Consider the following 19,787-nt stretch of genomic DNA (forward strand, 5'->3'; position numbering starts at 1 on the left):
GAAGCGGGGCCTACCGCTGACGCAGTTTCGAATCGTTTTCAACGACCAAGTAACGGCGGCCGGTCGCGACGTCTCGGAAGGTTTGAGTGACGCCGCTGGGCCACTGAACCTGGATTTCGTCTATCACATGGCAATCCGCTAAACCAAAATCGAGCACGGCTTCGTCGGTACACAGATAACCGTCGCCCGCGGTGACCCAATCCACCAAGCTGCCGTGTGCCGCTTTGACCGTGACTCGGGCTCCGATCGCGTCTCGTTCGCTCTGCACGCCGATCAATTCCAACTGCAGCCCTTTGCCAGTTGTGTTCGCATCGAGTTCTAGCAACGCGGCCGGGCGATCCAGGTGGGTGACAACCAAATCGATTCGTCCATCTCGGTTCCAGTCCAGCTTCGCAAGCCCGCGGCCCAAGTACTCTCCATCGAAGTAGTCGGATGCCTCGGTGACAATCGCTCGTTCGAACCGATCCTTGCCGCTGTGAATCAGCAGTGGTTTCTGCCGGAAGGGTTCGCCCAGATGACTTTGGTCAAAGATGTGACCGTTGGTCGTCATCACATCCAGCCATCCGTCCCGGTCAATGTCGAGACTCTTGGAGCCGAAGCCGACATTGTTCGAGCAGAGCTGCGGCAACTGATAACTCGGTGCAACGTCGCGAAACGTTCCGCCTTCGGTCTGCAAAAACAGATTGTCGTATTCGTTGATGAAATTGCTGACGTGCATGTCGAATCGACCGTCTCGGTTGAAATCACCCGTGGCGATCCCCATGCAAGCCGTCGAGAGGCCGAAGTGTCCGCTGGCGACTCCTTGAACGCTGGCGATGTCTTTCCAGCTACCATCCTCCGACGTCAGCAAATGGTTCGGACGAGCGTCGTTGCCAACGAAAACTTCGTTTCCGGCGCGGCCGTCGATGTCGGTGATCACGATGCCCAGACCGGTGCCTGTCTTCGCGATTGATTCGTCAACTTCGCTTCCAATGAAATCGCCGCGTCCGTCGCCACGATACCAGTGATCCGATTGCGGAAGCTGGCTGAGTGGACCTTGCAGCAACTCTCGTCCCTGCGAATCGAATTGCGGTGGGTTGAACGCTTCTTCGAGTTGGATGTAGTTGACTTCGAACAGGTCAGGCAACGCATCGCCACTGATGTCTGCGATCGCCATCGATGACGTGAAGCGTTTGCCTTGTCCGCGCATCTGATCGGTTGCATCGCGAAAGGTTCCATCGCCGCAATTGATGAAGAGCCGATTGCGACCGATGTTTGCGACCAGCAGATCGGGCCATCCATCTTGGTTAACGTCGCCAACGCTGATGCCCTGTGAGTACCCAAGCTCGGCGCACTTGCTTTGCCGTTCGACGGATTCAAACCGTTGGCCAAGGTTGCGGAAGAGTTGATTTGGCCGGGTCCCGCGTAGTTCAGGCGGATCACCGGAACCCTGGGCAAAATACAAGTCTGGGTTACCGTCAGCTTCGTAGTCGATTACGCCGACACCACCTCCCAGCGATTCATACAGAGCAATAGAGGATAGGTCGACTTCTTGGCCTTGGTACCACTGGAATTCCAATCCTATCTCGGACGCGACATCTCGGACACTTATCTCGACATTCGCATTGGCCGTAGAAGACCAGCTCAACTGTTCGTTTCCAGCTGTGCCCGTCGTCGCGAGCGGTTGCAGATCAAATTGCGAGGGCGCGAGGTTGAACATCGCGTCTTCCGCCATCATTTGACGCAGTCCAGGCACTCCGCGAAGCCTTTGTCGTTGCTGATTTATCTGAGTCAGTTGCCTGGACGCGGTCGTTGGAACGCTCAGCTCGGCCCATCGAAGCGATTCAAGTGGCCGCCCCAGTTCGAGCAATTGGCCACTGATCTTCTCTGCCAATTCTTTGTTGCCAGGATCGCGTCCCAGCGACTTCAGTGTCTCGCGTGATTCGTTGACGATGGCGGCTCTCGCCTCGAAAGCTTCGCTGCGTTCGTCTTGCTGAAGAGCTTTGAATGATTGTTGAATCCGTTGATATGTGACGAGGTCTGCGGTATTGCGCCGAAGTGCTTGCAGGAGTGCGTGAATGGCGGACTCGTACCGACCGTGATCGAAATGGTGGCTTCCGACCGCAAACCAGTAGTCGTCATAGACTTCCCAAGGTGGCTTCTTCGACGTATGCCATTTCAAGAAATCGTCATCGGCTTGGAGTTCAGCTAACACGCGGCCAAGCAAGGCTTTCGCGGACGCGACATTGACGGGTGGATTGGATGAATTGTCAGCGAGTGATGTTTCCAGCTCTTCCCTCGCGTCGCGAAAATCACCGATCGAAAAGTAATATCGGGCCCGTCCTTCACCGGGTTCGAATTGGCTGGAAAGTTGCGATGTCTGTTCAGTCTCGGACCCCGTAAACTTTCGCGGATACGATTGGCCGCGGAAAATGAGCGACTCCAGTTGGTCAGTGTTTGCTTGCCCTCGATCGGTCAGCAAGTCCGCCACCTGGGCTGCCTCAAACGTCCGTCCATGCCTGATGAAGTGTTGCCACAAACGGTGGTAACCCTCGGGCTGCGTTGGGTTGGCTGCGATGGATCGCCGCAGAGCTTGTTCATATCGGCGGTGGTCCGCCAGATCCGATGCGGTCTTCACGCAGAAGTCGATGACATCGTTTTGTGATGACCATTCGGTTTTAGAAACGGTCTCGGCAAGATCGAGTGCCCGCGAAAGATTTTGACGCTTGGCTTCCACGCGTGCGGCCAACCAAATCGTGTCCACGTCGTCAGATTGAACGATCATCAAAGAACGCAGCAAGCTAGATGCGAGGTCGTAGTCGCCACTTTCAAAAGCAGCCTGAGCATCGCTGAGCGGATCAATTGGGGCTATCGCATTATCCAGCGTGGCATCTTCGGTTGCCAGCGCGTTGGTGTCGGGGCGGTGGCAACCGACTACCAAAGTCAGCGAGCCTGTGAAGATGAGCAACGCGATCCGTAACGGCTTGATAAACGCAGCCCAAACGGCGTAGTAGTGGGAGCTAGCCGATTGGTCTCCTATGAAGTGCACTGCGGAAAACCCATGGTTTTTAACGAACGGACGATGCGACGAACCCCATCGTGGTTTGTCGGAGAACAACTCGCTCAGCAGGCGGAGTCGCGGGGACCTTGATGGCAAGCATATCGGCCTTGGCTAACGCACTCGAGTGAACATCAATGTGGTTTGTTTTTACCTGATGTTTGAAACGGCGAACGCTCAGCATAAACTGCGCCAATCTTTTAGGGTGATGCTCAAAACAAGCGGGTGTCGTGGGTCGTCTAACTTCGATTCGCAGGCCGAACATAACGGCTGGCAACGCAGGACTGACCAAATATCACGCATGGCCTAAGGAAAGTTATGCAGGGGACCCGTCTAGTTCTCCCCAAATTGTGCTGTTAGTAGATGGCCCGCGCGAAATTTAGGCCATTTGCCCGGTTGTTGCATAATCATTGGGCACTTTGTTGCGTTCGTAAGAATGTTGAATTGAAAGTTTTTTCAAAAATTAAAATTTTTCAGAAAGTCTCCTGGGGAACATAGTTCTCAAGCGATTGCCCCAGTGGCAATTAGCCGTCCCTTAAGTGGGTTTCTTCGATAGTGGCAAGTCGCCATCGAGACTCTTCTCGATAGCTGGTGGCTCCGCAATTGCATCGTTGGCCAAAACGGAAGAGACCGATGCAGCCTTTTCCGCAACCGGTTTGTATTCGCTGATCGGCGAATACCGGCAATCAAATATTTCGGACTATTTCCGTTCTTCGAAGGGAACAAGGAACACGCATGAGACATTTTTATCGCTCAAGGACAAACGCACGCCCTGGGTTTACGTTGGTCGAACTTCTGGTGGTTATTGCAATCATCGGTGTACTAGTAGGCCTGTTGCTCCCGGCTGTCCAAGCAGCACGAGAAGCTGCTCGTCGCATGAGCTGTAGCAACAACATGAAGCAGCTCGGCCTCGCGTTGCACAACTACCACAGCACGTACAACGAGATGCCGAAGCACGGCACAGGCACCGCCGGAAACAATGACCTCGGCCATGGAATGCAAACCTGGTCGTCCGAATCCAACTCGCTGATGACACTCAGCAGTTTTGTTGCTCTGACGCCTTTCATCGAGCAACAAGCTTTATGGGAAGAAATTAGCAACCCATCGACTTATCAGGTCAACGATCCAACTGTTGCAAAGAATCCGCCATGGCCTGCCATGGGGCCTGCGCCAGAACAAACCTCTGTTGGCTATCGTTACCGCCCCTGGATGACCCAACTATCAACGCTTCGCTGCCCAAGCGATCCGGGTGAAGGGCTCCCAGCCATGGGACGTTGTAACTACTCTGCGTGCCTCGGTGATTCGGCCATTTGGATTCAGCTTTACGGCGATCTTGATGACAATTGGCAGAAGAGCTCCAACTCGGCGACGAAATCGAAGGCTACAGGACGCGGTGCATTCGTTCCACGCATCACCACAAAATTCCGAGATATCCTCGACGGCCTTTCCAATACAATCGCGTTCGGTGAGCACATCAGCTCGCTCAATGACGGTGACGTCCGTGGTCAAGTCGGAGTCGATATTCCTACCACGTACGACAACCCACAGAGCTGCAACGCGTACGTCAGCCCGACCCGACCAAATTTTTGGTCTGATGGAACTGACGGAGGCACAGCACCTCCGGGCTACATGGGTGGTGGATCGTGGTGGGGATCGGACGTTTGGGGACGCGGTTTTGCTTGGGCACACTTCTCCTCAACCGATACTGGCTTCTTGACCCAGGCCCCACCAAACAGTGCCGTTTGCATTCAGTGGTGGAGTAAATTCCAGCCGGGAAACATGTCACCGAGTAGCCAGCACCCCGGCGGCTGTCACGTGACGATGGCTGATGGCGCAGTTCGGTTCATCACGGAATCGATTGAGGCCGGCGATCAAACTTCAGACAGCCCCGGCTACCACAACAATCAATCGATCCAGACTGCCGGTCACTTGAAGCCAGGTTCAGAGAGCCCATACGGATTGTGGGGAGCCCTCGGTACTCGTTCGTCGAAGGAAGTTATCGACGGAGAGTATTGATCAGCATTCTTGGCTGACGATTCAATTATGAGAAGCCGCCGTCGTTTCCGAGGCGGCTTCTTTCTATTCAAGGTCCTTCAGCTGGACTTCACGATTTCAGCTGAAGATAGAGTTTTCGAAACGGTCGTATGACTGGCCGTGTAATTAACAATTCAAAATATTCGCAACAAGGTTTTCCGATGAAAAAGTATTTCTGTTCGTTCTGTTTGACGTTGGTGTTCTTTGCTTCCGTTGGCTGCGGTAAGCCTACGAGCGAGTTAGTCACTCCAGACGAGGATTTCTATGCAAAAGGCCTCGAGGCTGAAAAGAATGGTGTTCCCCCAGGCTCTTCGCCAGGGAAAGGAGGGGGTGTGAAGCCTAGTGGTGGTCCCTCTGCAGTGTCTCCATGATTGTTAGCTTCTTTCAGGCATTAGGGCCGATTGCAATGAAGCTGCTTCCTCGAGGTTGAATTCGAGAATGAGCGGAGATGAAGCACTGGCTTTTCCATCGATTGTTGCTTTTGCCCATATCGCGGTTGGTCGAGAGTCTGATGTCCAACGACTTAGCTTGTGATTCCAAGGCCGGTCATGGTGCCGGTGCTTGTCGCGAACTGGTCGATTTCCATGCCATGCTGCTGCAGCAGTGAGACATAGAAGTTTGGCAGTGGGTAGTTGTTCTTGCGGTCAAAGGCCAAGTGGCCGCCATGCTTGAATCCGCCACCAGCGATCAACACGGGCATGTTTCGATTGTCGTGGTTGGACGAGTTGCCGAGGTTGCTGGTGAGGAACACGGTGGTGTCGTCCAAAAGGTTGCCATGCGAATTGCCGTGCTGACCAAGTCCGCGAAGGAATTCACCCCACTGACCAATCATGGCTTCTTCGACGAGTGCGAGCTGTTCCAGCTTTGTCTCGTCGCGGCCGTGGTGGCTGAGTGAGTGGTAGCCTTCTTCAACGCCGTCGACCGGAACAACACCGCCGCTGCCGGGCAAGTGCAGCGTGACGTAGCGCGTCGAGTCAGTTTGCAAGGCTAAGGAAACCACATCGCACATCGTTTTCATTCGAGCGATGAGGTCATTGGGATTTCGAATATCGACCGGTGCACTCGCATCCACCGAGGGCTTTGGCATTTCGGCCCACTTTTGAGATTGCTGCATGCGTTGTTCAAGTTGGCGAACGCTGGTGAAGTACGCGTCTAAACGGTCGCGGTCGCCGCTTCCCAAATCACGTTGCAGCGACTTTGCATCCTCGGCCACGATGTCCATGATGCTGCGTCCCTGGCGGACTCGGTCGGCCTGTTTTTCGCGTTCTGCCGGAGAGCTGTTCACGAACAGTTCCGCGAACAACTGCGACGCGGAAGTGATCGGCGGGATCATCGCTCCGCTCTCGGTGTAACACGGACTGGTCGAGCCTCCAGTGCTGCACACCAACGATGGGAAGCGTGTCTTATGGCCCTTGTGTTTGGCGAGGTACTGATCGATGGAGATTGTGTTGTTGACGGCACCGGACGAGCCCATCGGCGTCGCAGTCAAAATGCTGGCTTCGGCACGGTGACCACCATTGACTCCAGGGTGCGACGAACCTGAGACGACCGTCACCTTTTCGCGAAGATCTTGCAGTGCCTTCAGGTAGCGAGAAGGTTGGTAGTTCATGCCCTCGCCCTCGGGGACCAAGTTCTCGGGGAGCAATCCCAAGCCAACCGTCATGGCGACAAATCGTTTGGCGCGGCCCGACTCTTCGCCGCTGTGGTTGTCAGCGAATGAAGGCCGCATTGCAGACAAGAACGGCAGTCCCATCGCGACGCCGGAGCCTCGCAAAAGGGTGCGGCGTTTGAGTGGACTTCGTGAATGAAGGTTGCTGCGTTTCATGATTGATTCTCGAAGGCGGGGCGTTTGGCGGGATGGTTCGAAGCGGTGAATGAACGCTTCGAATGGAAGGCTCGGTTTGGTTTATCGGGTTGGCTTGGGGGTCAGTCTGGCTTACTTGGAAAGAAACAAATCGCTTTGGATGACTTCGTCCAGAATCGACCGAAAGCCGAATTCCGTTTCCTTGGTGCTGGAGACAATCTTTTCGATTCGATCACGATCGGCAAACTGGATCGTTTGTCCGGTGCCGTAGGTCACCAAGTGCGACGCCAGGTTGGCGGCCAAGCGTTCGTCTTTCTTCGCGATCAGGTTTCGAAAAGTGACGAAAGAGTCGAATGTTGACCCATCGGGCATTTCAAAACTCGGATCGACAGCGGGACCGGGTTTGTAGGCGTTGCCGCGTTTCTGCATGTAGCGTTCACGCCAGCGGCCGCCGGCGTCGAAGTTTTCGAGCGCGAAACCGGGCGGGTCAATGTTTTGATGGCATGCTGCGCAAGACACATCGGCTTGGTGTTTGGCCAGCAATTCACGGATGGTTTTCGCACCACGGATGTCTGGTTCCACCGCGGGAACGTTTTCGGGCGGGGAAGGGATTTCGATTCCGAGAATCCGTTCGGATACCCAAATGCCACGCAAAACCGGGGACGTATCGTTGCCCGCGGCGGTGACTTTGAGGATCGAACCGTGGCTCAGCAGCCCACCGCGAGGCGACTCTGGATCAACTCGAACCAGTTTGGTTTGGTCATCCAAATCAGCGATGTCTGCTTCCGATTCGGTCAGCCCGTAGTACCGAGCCAACCGCGTGTTGAGGAAGGTGTAGTCGGCGCCGACCAGTTCACGAACCGGGCGATCTTCGTCCAGAAGACGCTGCAGGAAATGGTGTGTTTCATCCAGCATGGCCGCCTGCACGGTCGGATCGAAATCGCGAAACAACCGGCGGTCTGGTTCCGTGAAGTCGATGTCCAGAAGATCCAGCCATTGGTTTGAAAAGTCGACCAGGAAATATTGTCCGCGTCGGGTTTGCAGCAGGCGATCGGTTTGACGTATCAGTTCCTCCGCGTCACGGAGCAAACCTTGGTCGGCTGCTTTTCGCAGTTCTTCATCGGGCATCGAACTGGTCAGGAAATAGCTCAGTCGCGATGCGATCGCCCAATCATCCAGTTGCCCGGATTCATCCGCGAATTCGGTCAGATACAAAAAACGAGGTGAACACAACACGGCTCGGTAGCCGGCCCGCAAGGCATCGATGAAGGTCGCGCCGCTTTGTCGTTCTTCTTTCGCGAGTTGCAATATGGATTCGATGGTCGATGCATCGGTTGGACGACGGAACGCGAGATCAGCAAAGCGAACAATTGCCGCTCGCAGTTCGTTTCGATCTCGTTTCTCATTGAACTTGTCGACGTCGACTTCCGAACGATTGAGTTCGCGGTTGTAGCGAAGCGGAAGTTTACCAAGCAATCGTTCGCGTGATTCTTTGCGGTTGCCGCCGGGGTAGATGCGTTTCATCTTCAGCGAGTGCATCGCCACGCCGGGAATGTCTTGGTCTTCGCCTTCGCCAAAGCCGACTTGGCCGCCCTGGAAGCGTCCTTGTTTCAGCGTTCGATCGGCGGGACGGACTTCCAGCATGTGTCCTTTGGGAAGCCACGTTTGGTAGGTCATTGTCTTGGGCTCGGCTTCGGCTTCAAAGCTCCCGACCCACGAGAGCAGCGGAGCCCCTGAATTGCACTCGCCACTGCGGACGCTGCACCAAACGCCGTGTTCCTTTGGCATCTTTAGACCGGACGCTGTGAGAGTGATCTCGTACCAACCGTCTTCGGGAACTCGTGTGGATGAGATGCGACCGTAGAAGATCATTCCGGATGACCAGACGACAGCCAGCCCCTTGCGCATTTCGGGGTCACGGTTTCGTCGGCCCTTGGGTTTGTTGGCTATCTTCTTGGGAGGCATGTCGATTTCCCAATCCGATGTCGGCTCCAGCACTTTTGCGAACGCTGCATCGAGTGCCGCGTCGACGACTTTTAGGTGCGTGTTCAATTGAAAGTGCGACATGGATTGTGCGGAGGCCAAGTGAACGTAGCCTCCAACCCGCTGCTCCGGAGGCATCAGGTCTTCCAGCGGCAATTCGACTCGCAGCAGATCCTGGAGCGTGCGAGACAAGTGTTCGTTGCTCAGCCGGCGGCCTCGAACACGTCCGTTGCGTCGTTGTTGGTCGAGCTGATAGGTCTGCAATTGATGGCGGAGTGGCTCGGTGAAATCGCGAGCCGTTTCTGCGTCGAGCTCGATGTCTTCGGGCGGAGGCATCTCGCCTTTTTGGACTCGGTCGTGGATTGAAACCCATTGTTCCAAGTTGTGGGCGTTCGACAGATCGGTCGATACGGAGTGAATGTCGAATCCTCCTTCGCCGCTGGAGCCGTCGTGGCAATCTATGCATTGTTCCTGCAGAAACGCGACAGCACTGTCCGCGACCGCCCATTTTTCCTGGGACGTCGGATTGGCAGCGTCGGCGAGGGACGTGGAGAATGATGCGAGGCAGGCAATCCAGGCAAAACCAGCAGCCAGCCGAAGGGGCGAGATCGATAGCATGAACAAGGCACGCAATGTTGGGTGGGAGGGAGGCGGGACGTCGCGGGAACCGGTGATTTGCAGACGCGTTTGGTAGAGAAACGAGCGTGCATGTCAGCGGCGGTGGACGCTAACAGTGATTATAGCGAGTCGTCGGCTGGAAACGAGCGGAATTCGCCGTTCAAATTGTTGGTCCTAGAGCGTCTGGCGGCATCGAACCATTTGGCGTTTTCGGCGTAGCACCGTTTTGCTTTTCTATCGTTTCACCATTTTCTGAATTGCGCGAGATTTCATGTCGGCAACGATCGGACTCGTGCTTTTGGCCGCAGGATTGGCGGCATTGTTCAGTTGGTTGATTCTGTTCCCGATCCGGAAATTTGCCGCGCAACTCGGATTGCTGGATCGTCCGGGTGGCCACAGCAGCCACACCGTGCCGACGCCGCTGGGTGGCGGTTTGGGGATTTACTTTGGAATCCTGATGACGATCGCGCTCGCCACTTTGGCGGCGGCGTTGCTCAGCGACCCCGAGTCGGTGCCGGCTTGGATCACGTCGCTTCGCAATCTGACATCGCCGTCGATTGTGCCAGCGGGATGGTGGGACGCGGCGATGCTGCATGCTCCCGGTGTTTGGTCCCGCTGCGGCGATGTGTGGTGGTTGATTTTGGCGGGAACCATTTTGGTCGCTTTGGGATTGGCGGACGACCGATTCGGATTGCCCGTTGGATTTCGTTTGGGGGTTCAGTTTGGAATCGCAGCGGCGATCGTCTGGGGATTGAACATTGAATTGTCGTTGTTCATCGACGGCGGATTGCTGACCAAGTTGTTGTCGGTTGTCTGGATCGTCGCCGTGATCAACTCGTTCAACATGCTCGACAACATGGACACGCTGTCGTCGGGAGTGGCCGCCATCATCGCGTTCTCCATGGCTTTGGTGATGCTCACCATTCCTGACCCGGGGACCGACCGGCCTCAGTTGTTAGTTGCGTCGTTGTTGTTGGTGGTCGCCGGAGCATTGATCGGTTTTCTTTTCCACAACCGCCCGCCAGCGAAAATCTTCATGGGTGACGGTGGCAGTTATCTGGTTGGGTTCTTGATCGCGGTCGGCATGCTGATGGCAACCTTTGCCGCTGGTGATTCGGGTGATGGAACGGCATCGGGATGGGTTGGCAGTCGTCCGCACGCGGTGCTGGCACCTTTGTGTGCGATGGCGGTTCCGCTGTATGACATGACGACGGTGATTTGGATTCGCATTCGACAGGGCCGCAGTCCATTCCAAGGCGACCACAGTCACTTGTCCCATCGGTTGGTCGATCTTGGCCTTTCGCGAACCGGAGCGGTGGCAACCATCCATTTGATCACCGCGACCTGTGGTCTTTCGGCTTTGCTGCTGACTCATGTTGGCGTTTGGCAAGCGATCGCGGTGCTGGGAATCGTGATGTGTTTATTGACGCTGGTGGGCATCTTGGAATCCACGCAGTGGCGGCGGCCGGACAAGTGAATCGCAAACGCAGGCCCGGCACGGCTAAGCAATCACTCAACCGGGAATCAACGGTGGATTCGGTCGATGATTCCAAGTCCGTTTCCAAGGGATCTCCGTTCGTCGCTTCCGGATCCGGCGGGATGACGTCGGTTGTTTTGGCGGCGTTTGCGGCGTTGATGATGTGGGCGTTCTACCATCCGTCTGACTCGACGGATGTTGAACAGGGAGGAGCCCTGGGGTGGTGTTTGTCGGCACTGCTGATCGTGGCGACGGTGCAGTGTTTAAGAGTCGGCCGGTCGATCATTTCTGGCGATCGCGAATATCAATTGCAAGAATCCGCAAATCGAAAATTTGGTTTGCTCGTCGATGTGATTGTCTGGCTTCTGGCGGCGTGGATCGGATGCTCGGCTATCTCGCAGTTGTATGTGCCTTCCGGTTTCGGTGGTGAGGCTTGGGGGATTGGTGGCGACTGGCGATCGGCCAGCAACGAAGCTTGGGTTTGGATCGTCGGCGCGGTTTGGTTTGTGGTCTTGCGGCGTTGTTTGCGAGATCGCGTGAACCAGTTTGCTTTGCTGGGTTTGATGGTTGTCGGAGGAGTCTTGCTGGCCACGCACGCCCTGCATCAAGTGCATGTTTCCATGCCACAAACTTTGCGTGAATACAACGCGGACCCCGAGCGTGTCTTGGCCGAAGTCGGTATCAACGCACCGGAAGGTTCCAACGCTCGGATGATCTTTGAAAACCGTCTCCGGGATGGTGGGCCAACGGCAACATTTGCGTTGGCCAATACTCTGGCGGGATTGCTGGCGATGGCCTTGGTCGTTGTGATCGCTGTGCTGCTTCGAGTCTTCGGAGAGGCTTTTCCTGGTGCTGTTGCGAAGTTGCGGTTTTGGCAAAGTGCTGTTGGACGCGAGAGTCCTGCCGGTGAACGCGAGGATGATTTATCGAAACATGAACGTGATGCATCGTCAAACCAACATGTGGTGGTGTTGGCCGGTTTGGCTTTGGCCGCCACGGTTTTGACGTTGGCGCTGAAGGAAACACAGAGTCGCGCTGGCGTGTTGTCGGTGTTGATCGTTGGCGGATGCGTTTTAGTTGACTTCGTTTGGGTCAATGCGTTCGGGCGACGAGTGGTCACCGCGTCATTGCTGGCGATCTCAGCGGTGTTTGCTGCCTTGCCTTTGGCGTCTCGAGGTTGGTTTGGAACCGGCTGGATTGCGGCGTTGCCGGAGTCGGTGCGATATCGTTTTCAGTATTGGGACGCGACTTGGCGGCTGGTCGAGTATTCACCTTGGACCGGATCGGGACCGGGGAACTATCAGCAGGCGTATCATCAATTTCGATTGCCCGAGTCGCATGAAATCATCGCGGACCCTCACCACTTTGTTGCGGAGACTTTTGGGGCGGGTGGACTGCCCGCGGGGATTTTGCTCGTCGCTTTGTTGGTCGTCGGGGGATGGATGATCTGGAGAGCGGAATGTCCCGCCGATGCATCGTCGCTTGGTGAGTCGTCAGAGAAGGCTGCTGCACCTCGATCGCAGTTGGGCGTGGCTGGTTGGTGTATCCCAATGGGAGCCTTCCTGGGTTGGTTGGCCGTTTGGGGCGTGGGGATTGGGAACCAACAGTTGCCTGATTTCGACGCTCACTTGATCGCGATTCCGCTGGCTTGTGCGGTCGGTTGGCTGTGGTGGTTCAAGATGTCCAATGCGAGCGTGACGGTCGAAGCTGAGTCGGAAGTGACGCATGGCGAAACGACCCGAGCATTCCGTTGGGACGTTCGCCGGATCGCTTGGTTTGTGTTGGCGGCGGGATTGTTGCATCTCAGCTTTTCCGGTGGTTGGACGGTTCCGGGAATCGCGGTGGTGCTGTGGACGTTGGCCGCCATTGTTTTGTCCCCTGCCACAACGCCGCCTCATTGTTCAGCGGCAAAAGTGACGAATGTTGCATCCGGCAAAGTCACGGAGACCGCCGTGATCGCGGCCATGGCTGGGGTAGCCGCGGTCGGCTTGTGGATGGTTTCGTATCGGCCAGTCACTGAATCCAAACAATGGATGGCGGACGCGGATCTTCAGATTCGTCGAGGGAATCTGGTCGGGGTAAAGAAATTGTGCGAGCGAGCGATGTTGGCGGATCCGCATGCGTTTGATCCCGCGATGTTTCGATTGCATGCGATGGAACAAGATTGGGTGCAGCGTGTCGTCGCGAATCGCTCGGCGACGGATATGGAACCGCGATTCAAGGATGCTTTGGCCGACGCAATCCAACGAGCTGGAAATGATCCGTCCAAATTGCAGGCGATCGGGGAATTGATGCTTCACCGATACCAGATCGGCGGCGAAACCGAGGTTCTCGCCCAGGCCGGCCGGATCTACGACCGCTGCCAACTGCTTAGTCCCCAACATCAGGGAGTTGCGGCGCAGCGGGCCGTGATTGCGGAGACGGAGGGCGAATCAGCAGAAGCTGTGCGAGAATTGGCCGAAAAAGCCGTGGTGTTGTCGGAATCCGGCGGCGTGGTCACGCGGAAATTGTCGTTGCAGTTTGTCTTGGTTGTTCGGCCGATCGGATCGTCCGCCATCCGGCAACCTGTTCGGCAGTCGGCTGAGGAAGCGATGGACTCATTGCGTCTGTAATGGCGGAAATGCTTTGCGATGAACCGTTTGCAGGTACTGGGCGTACTCCAGCGGTGATTCTTGATTTTTCTTTTCTCGTCGTCGTTTTGCCATGAAAACGTTTCTCGTCTGTTTGATCGTTGCCGGAATCGGTGCCGCGATTGCTTACAACATCAATGAATCCAGCTACGGCCGTTACGAGCCTCACTTTGGACCCATCGATTTTGAGGGCGAAACCACGGCCGCCAATGCGATGGCGTCTCTGAAGAAGGAGTGGAGCGAGGACATTCCGAAAGTTGAATTGCCCGATGGAAACGAGCACGATTTCGGAATCATGCAGCCCGACGAAGAGGGCGAGCATATCTTCCGCGTCAAAAATGTCGGCGATGCACCTCTGACACTGAAAATCGGGGCGTCGACCTGCAAATGCACCGTCGGAACGCTGGAAAACGAAAGTCTTGCACCCGGCGAAGAAACTGAAGTCAAAATGGCTTGGACGGTGAAAACCAACGAGACCACGTTTGGCCAATCAGCTGAACTTCGGACCAACGATCCCACTCAGGTTGCGATCCGGTTCGAAATCACCGGCAAAGTCGTTCGCCAAGTTCAATTGGTACCTGAGACGTTGACGTTCAAAGAGGTTGCCTCGGGCGAACCCATCGATCTGGAGCTGAAGGTTTACAGCTACATGGGCGAGGAAATTGAGTTGGGACAACCACGATTCACCAGCGACGAGATGAACGAGCTGGCGGAATTCGAAGTCACCCCGATGGAAATCGAAGAGGACGACGCCGAACACGCGGAAGCGACCCAGGCGTTCTTGGTCAAAGCCACCATTGCTCCCGGGTTGGATCAAGGTCCGGTCAGTCAAAATATGGTGATGCCGTTCAACAAGGTTGGTGAAGAGAGCGTGTCGAACGATGCGGATGTCAGTGTGGATGGCGACTCCGACAAGGCCACCACAATCGTCGCAGCGGTGACCGGCCGAATCGTTGGTGTGCTGAGCATGCTTGAAAGCACCAAGCTCAAAGGCGTCACCGGTGGGGGGTACATCTACGACTTCGGAAAGATCACCGAGAATGAGCCTCAAACGGCGAAAGCCTTTGTCGTCTTGAAGGGCCCTGAACGCGACAAGACCAAGCTGTCCATCGGCAAGGTTTCTCCCGAAGGTGTCGTGTCAGCTCAACTGAACGATCCGATCCAGAATGGTTCGATGTCGTTGTACAGCCTCGAATTCACTCTGACTCCTGGTGACGAAAAAATCGATCGATTGGGTATGAACCGAGAAGACTATGGATTGGTGACGATTATGTCCGATAACCCCAACGTGCCTTCCATGAAATTACGCCTGAAATTTTCGCTGCCGGCGCGTTAAGATAAACGGGTCGCGTAACCAAGGGGACCATGACGATGTCGTCGCTGCGATCGAATCAAAAAATCCATGACGATCGTGGTCCCTTGTGCGTTGAACGCGAAATGTCGGAAAGAAGCTCTTTCAACGCCGTTGATCAGGCCCGGATGAATTCGCTACGCACCCATTTTCGCTGTTTGTCGACCCAGTTTGGTGCGAGAGCAATGGCTTCTGTAAAACGTTCTCGATGGTCATGCATACTGGCCATTCTGGGGGCGTCTGCGCTCACCTTGTCGGGGTGCAATCCCCAGCTCCCGGTGGCGGAAAAATTTGAAAACGATGAGATCAAATCGTTGTCGCCGCCCGAATTGGTGGCGGTCAAACCGGTCGCGGTTGATGCAGTTGCGGACTATCAGGGGCGCGTCCAACTGCCATCGGATGATTGGCGTTTCGCGAGAAATCAACCGCTCTCCTTCGCGACTTCCGCTTCGCTGGACTCATTCGGCGAGGCACCCGAATCGGCCGAGCATTCCAGTCATGTCGTTGATCGCGAATTGACGTGGACGGTCGAAACCGAGGAGATCTTTCCCGCGGAAGAGCCTCAAACGCCAAAGAAAGAAAAGCCGGGCAAGTTCGATGGTGAAATCGACATCAGCCAAATCGATACCAGCGAAGACGCTCTGACGGAGAAATCGGCCTCGGATTTGGGGAAGGTCGAAATTGTCCCAACGCCCGTGGCACGAAAAGAGATCGAAGCGGAGATCGTCCCAACTCCCTTGGGAATGCCCGAGAATCATCGCTCGGCTGCTGCGAAAGCGGCTGGTCCCAACGCGGCACGCCAAACCGATGCCGGTGCGGCTGATCTATCCGGATCGCCGATCGATTTGATTTCGCCTGAGAAGATGATTGCCAAACGCCCGGTCAGCGATGCGGAAGGTTCGGCCGCTGAGCGATTGAGTTTGCCGGCAGAGTCGGATGCTGCTTTTCAATTGACGGGGCCCAATTCCCCAATCATCGATACCTTGATTGATGCTGAATCCGTTGGCGGAGGTCAAGAACCAGAAGACTACAAGACTTGGCCTCAGCCGTCGCTGACCCTTTTTGTAACCGGCCAACAACATGGTTACATCGAGCCATGTGGTTGCACGGGTCTCGAAAACCAAAAGGGCGGCGTTGCCCGCCGAATGACTTTTCTGAAACAGCTGCGAGAAAAAGGTTGGGAGATGGCTCCCATCGACGCCGGCAATTTGGTCCGTCGTTATGGCCGCCAATCCGAGATCAAGTTTCACCGTTCGCTCGAAGCTCTCCGCAAAATGGATTACGTCTCCGTGGGTCTCGGCCCCGACGACGTTCGATTGAGCGTGAATGATTTGATCCAGGAAGCATCGCCTGGAGATCCGGAAGAAGCGATCTATGTCTCGGCCAATGTGATCCCATTTGATCGTTCGTTGATGCCATCGCATCGTGTTGTTCGCAAAGGCGGCATGACGTTGGGAGTCACCACAATTTTGGATCCCGACTCGCTGGAAACCAAACTCAGCGACGACATCCAGTTGGTCGCTCCGGTCGACTCGGCCAAAGAAGCCTTGGCTGAAATTCAGAAAGAGAACCCTGACTACACCGTTCTGACATTCTACGGCGAAGAGAAGACGGCGTATGAGTTGGTTCGAACCGTTCCCGGTTTTGACTTGATCGTGATTGCGGGCGGATATGGCGAGCCAACCTATCAACCGCAGTCAATTGAAGGCTCCAAGACGAAGGCGATTTTGACTGGCGACAAGGGCATGTACGCTGGATTGGTTGGGTTGTATCCCGATGGCCCCATTCGCTACGCCCGTGTCCCGCTGACTCATGAGTTTGAAGACGCTCCTGAAATGCGAGCGTTGATGAAGGATTACCAGTTCCAACTGCGGGATTTGGGGTTTGATAACTTGGGCCTTAAACCCATACAACATCCATCGGGTGAGCAATTTGTCGGTGCGGAAGCCTGCGGCAAATGTCACACGACCGCGTACGATATCTGGGAAGGATCCGCTCACTTCGAGGCGACTGAGCACCTGGTTAATCCGGGTGAACGGGGAGACGTTTCGCGTCACTTCGACCCCGAGTGCATCTCTTGCCACGTGACCGGCTGGAACCCGCAAGGCTATTACCCTTATGTCTCCGGGTACTTGGGCTTGGAAGTCAGTTCGCACTTGCACGGCAACGGTTGCGAAAACTGCCATGGTCCTGGTGCGGCACATACGAAAGCCGAAGAAGCCGACAGTGGTGTCAGCGATGAAGAGAAGGCTCGTTTGCGGGAAGCGATGAAGTTACCGCTCGATGAGGCCCGCGAAGCCTGCATGAAGTGCCACGATTTGGACAACAGTCCTGACTTCCACGCCGATGGCGCGTTCGATGATTACTGGGCAGAGATCGAGCACTACGGTCTCGACTGATCGTCGAGTAAGAAGACCAGAGCGATTGCAAGCATTCCCCTGCTGCAAACCTCGTAGGCCAGGTTCTACCTGGCATTTATTCTTCGCCGGGGAAGGTTGCTGTTGTGATGGTGCTTGGATCACGCCTCGCTTTGTTCCAAAGCATCGGCTGGGTGCCAGGTGAGACCTGGCCTACCTCGCTTGGCAACTGGATTTGCCAAGATGTGTTAGTGTGGTCCCTCGCTGACGCGTTCGGGTTCTGATTTTGGTGGCGGCCGGATTTGCCAGCTCGTAGGCCAGGTTCCACCTGGCGTTTGTTCTTCGCCGGGGAAGGTTGCTGTTGTGATGGTGCTTGGATCACGCCTCGCTTTGTGCCAAAGCATTGGCTGGTTGCCAGGTGAGACCTGGCCTACGCGGATGGCGATCGAGATACGATTGGTTGGTTAGGCGGCGACGGTTTCTAGCTTGGCTGAATTGGATCGGCTGTTCTTCGCTGCGTCCGAGGCGTTGTCTTCCAACAAGCCGTCGCACATTCGGTAGCAGCGATCAGCGGTCTCGGCGATCGAATCATCATGGGTGATCATCACGATCGTCAACTCATCTTCTCGGTTCAATTCGCGAAGCAGACTTAGGATGGTTGCTCCTGTTTCTGTATCCAGATTTCCGGTCGGTTCATCGGCTAGCAACAACTTCGGGTCGGACATCAGCGACCTCGCGATCGCCACGCGTTGCATCTCGCCGCCCGACATCTCGGATGGTTGGTGATGGCTTCGAGTGAGCAATCCGACTCGGTCCAGCATCGCTTCGGCGCGAAGTCGCAATGACTTGCGATCGCGAAGGTAACCCAGAACGCTGCGGCGAATCATGGCGGGAGCCAACACGTTTTCGATCGCGGACAGTTCCGGCAGCAGGTGATAGAACTGAAAGATGATTCCGATCTGTGAGTTGCGATAGTGGTCCCGACGGGCACGGCTTTGGTTGTCGATGCGAGCTCCGTCGAACCACACCTCACCCGAGTCGGGTTGGTCGAGCGTTGCAAGCAAGTGCATCAACGTGCTCTTGCCGCTTCCGCTGCGTCCGACGAGGGCCGACATTTCACCGGTCACAAAGCCAACATCGATGCCACGAAGAATCGGCAATTCGATTTTGTCCTTGTGGTAACTCTTGCGAATTCCACGGGCTTCCAGCAGCAGTTCAGGCGAGGAATGCATGGATCAATTCGTTGGTCGAAGGAGGGAAATGGGGAGAGCGTTCAAGGGGATGATTGATCGGCAGTTGGAATCAACGGCGTTGATCACTCGAAGCGGAGGGCCGCGACAGGATGCATGCGAGCCGCACGGATCGCGGGCAGAACACTGGCGGTGGTTGCGATCGCGATTGCACCAGCCATCACCCACGCCAGTGTGAATGGATTGAGGATCGTGGGAATCTCGGTGAAGTAATAAACGGTCGGGTCAAAGACTTCTTGGCCGGTGATCTTTTCAATCACCGAGGCGATGTCATTGATGTTGTGGACGAATGCGATTCCGCCAATCAAACCGACTCCACTGCCGACGATTCCCAGCAACAAACCGTAGCTGAGGAAAATGCTCATCACGCCGCTGCCACTGGCACCGAGTGCTTTCAGCGTTCCAATGTCGCGAGTCTTTTCCACGACAATCATGAAGAACGTGGCCAGAATGCCGAAGCCCGCGACCGCGATGATCAGGAACAACAGAATGTTCAGGATGGTTGTTTCCAGGCGAACGGCGGCCAGCAATGGGCCTTGCATGTCTCGCCAAGTTTGAATGCTGTAGGCGTAGGTGTCCGGTGGAAAGCGTTGACGCAGTGCATCGCGAACGGCGTTTAGGTCCGCTCCTTCGATCAGTTTCAATTGGATGGTCGTGACGCTGGTTGTGCCAGAGATTGGATCGATCATGCCGCGGAAATCTTGCAGTTGATCCAGGCGTACGAAAGCGAAGGTGCTGTCGTATTCGCTCATGCCCGATTCGTACAAATCGACCACGGTGAACTTTTGGTTGACAACCTTGGGTTTGTCAGAGGCATTCGGGAACATCAAACGAACATCGTCGCCGGGGCGGCAATAATAGTGATCGCGAACGTTGCCTTCGGCGTCTCGTGACTTGTTGCTGCAAGTCGCGATTCCCAAGATGATACCAGGGTATTGGTCGGTTTCTGCATCGAAGTAAACGGGCGATTCGCCAGCACCTTCTTCTCGAATTCCTTCGGGCAGAACGGTCCCGAGCGTAGGTCCGCCAAAGCCAATCGTCGGTCCGTCGGATTCAACCATTTCGGGCGAGTCTTTTTGAGGTTTGCCGCTGGCCAGACGCGCCGCTTCTCGGCTCAATTCGGCGATGCGTTTGCGTTCGGCTTCCCATGCTTTTTCCATGCGAGCGTGATCGCGACGATATTTCCAACCCGAGTGAGGAAATCCTTCGCGTGATTCCTCGTAGCCGTCTTCTCGCAAATCGAAGG

The 19,787-nt window shown here is 55.6% G+C and carries 9 protein-coding genes and 1 pseudogene; 5 read left to right on the plus strand and 5 right to left on the minus strand.

Annotated features, from left to right (window positions below):
* Positions 1-10: 10 nt before the first annotated feature.
* Positions 11-2,947 carry an FG-GAP-like repeat-containing protein gene (locus B2R17_RS25655; protein ID WP_286766242.1) on the minus strand — a complete coding sequence of 979 codons (2,937 nt, stop codon included), beginning with the start codon at positions 2,945-2,947 and terminating at the stop codon, positions 11-13.
* Positions 2,948-3,772: 825 nt separating this feature from the next.
* Here B2R17_RS25655 and B2R17_RS25660 point away from each other — a divergent pair.
* Positions 3,773-5,053, plus strand: coding sequence for a DUF1559 domain-containing protein (locus B2R17_RS25660; protein WP_286766243.1), 1,281 nt, complete (start codon positions 3,773-3,775; stop codon positions 5,051-5,053).
* 541 nt (positions 5,054-5,594) lie between these two features.
* Here the strand turns inward: B2R17_RS25660 and B2R17_RS25665 are convergent.
* Complete coding sequence (locus B2R17_RS25665; protein ID WP_286766244.1) at positions 5,595-6,896, minus strand: DUF1552 domain-containing protein; 1,302 nt, start codon at positions 6,894-6,896, stop codon at positions 5,595-5,597.
* Between the two features lie 111 nt (positions 6,897-7,007).
* Complete coding sequence (locus B2R17_RS25670) at positions 7,008-9,476, minus strand: DUF1592 domain-containing protein (protein WP_286766245.1); 2,469 nt, start codon at positions 9,474-9,476, stop codon at positions 7,008-7,010.
* Positions 9,477-9,747: 271 nt separating this feature from the next.
* Between B2R17_RS25670 and B2R17_RS25675 the strand changes: the two genes are divergently transcribed.
* The 4 genes from B2R17_RS25675 (at position 9,748) to B2R17_RS25690 (ending at position 17,333) form a co-directional block, all read left to right on the plus strand.
* The gene (locus tag B2R17_RS25675) at positions 9,748-10,953 is read left to right on the plus strand and encodes an MraY family glycosyltransferase (protein ID WP_008660693.1); all 1,206 of its coding nucleotides are present in this window, start codon (positions 9,748-9,750) and stop codon (positions 10,951-10,953) included.
* On the plus strand, positions 10,950-13,565 hold the full coding sequence (locus tag B2R17_RS25680; RefSeq protein WP_414707401.1) for an O-antigen ligase family protein: 2,616 nt from the start codon (positions 10,950-10,952) through the stop codon (positions 13,563-13,565). Before B2R17_RS25675 ends, B2R17_RS25680 begins: the two co-directional genes overlap by 4 nt.
* 91 nt (positions 13,566-13,656) lie before the next feature.
* A complete protein-coding gene (locus B2R17_RS25685; protein WP_286766247.1) occupies positions 13,657-14,919 on the plus strand; it encodes a DUF1573 domain-containing protein in 1,263 nt (420 codons plus the stop codon).
* A 29-nt stretch (positions 14,920-14,948) separates the two neighbouring features.
* A complete protein-coding gene (locus B2R17_RS25690) occupies positions 14,949-17,333 on the plus strand; it encodes a multiheme c-type cytochrome (protein ID WP_339887356.1) in 2,385 nt (794 codons plus the stop codon).
* Positions 17,334-17,959: 626 nt separating this feature from the next.
* Here the strand turns inward: B2R17_RS25690 and B2R17_RS25695 are convergent.
* Both B2R17_RS25695 and B2R17_RS25700 read right to left on the minus strand, forming a co-directional pair.
* Positions 17,960-18,523 (minus strand): annotated as a pseudogene (locus B2R17_RS25695) (ABC transporter ATP-binding protein); the annotation flags it as partial.
* An 83-nt stretch (positions 18,524-18,606) separates the two neighbouring features.
* The coding region (locus B2R17_RS25700) for an ABC transporter permease (RefSeq protein ID WP_286766249.1) at positions 18,607-19,787 on the minus strand (1,181 nt) is incomplete at its 5' end.

It is taken from the genome of Rhodopirellula sp. UBA1907 (assembly GCF_002337565.1).
Lineage (GTDB): Bacteria > Planctomycetota > Planctomycetia > Pirellulales > Pirellulaceae > Rhodopirellula > Rhodopirellula europaea.

Coding starts and splice junctions, on each gene's coding strand:
- B2R17_RS25665 (WP_286766244.1), bottom strand. CDS start 6,896: ATGAAACGCAGCAACCTTCATTCACGAAGTCCACTCAAACGCCGCACC.
- B2R17_RS25670 (WP_286766245.1), bottom strand. CDS start 9,476: ATGCTATCGATCTCGCCCCTTCGGCTGGCTGCTGGTTTTGCCTGGATT.
- B2R17_RS25690 (WP_339887356.1), top strand. CDS start 14,949: ATGACGATGTCGTCGCTGCGATCGAATCAAAAAATCCATGACGATCGT.
- B2R17_RS25675 (WP_008660693.1), top strand. CDS start 9,748: ATGTCGGCAACGATCGGACTCGTGCTTTTGGCCGCAGGATTGGCGGCA.
- B2R17_RS25685 (WP_286766247.1), top strand. CDS start 13,657: ATGAAAACGTTTCTCGTCTGTTTGATCGTTGCCGGAATCGGTGCCGCG.
- B2R17_RS25660 (WP_286766243.1), top strand. CDS start 3,773: ATGAGACATTTTTATCGCTCAAGGACAAACGCACGCCCTGGGTTTACG.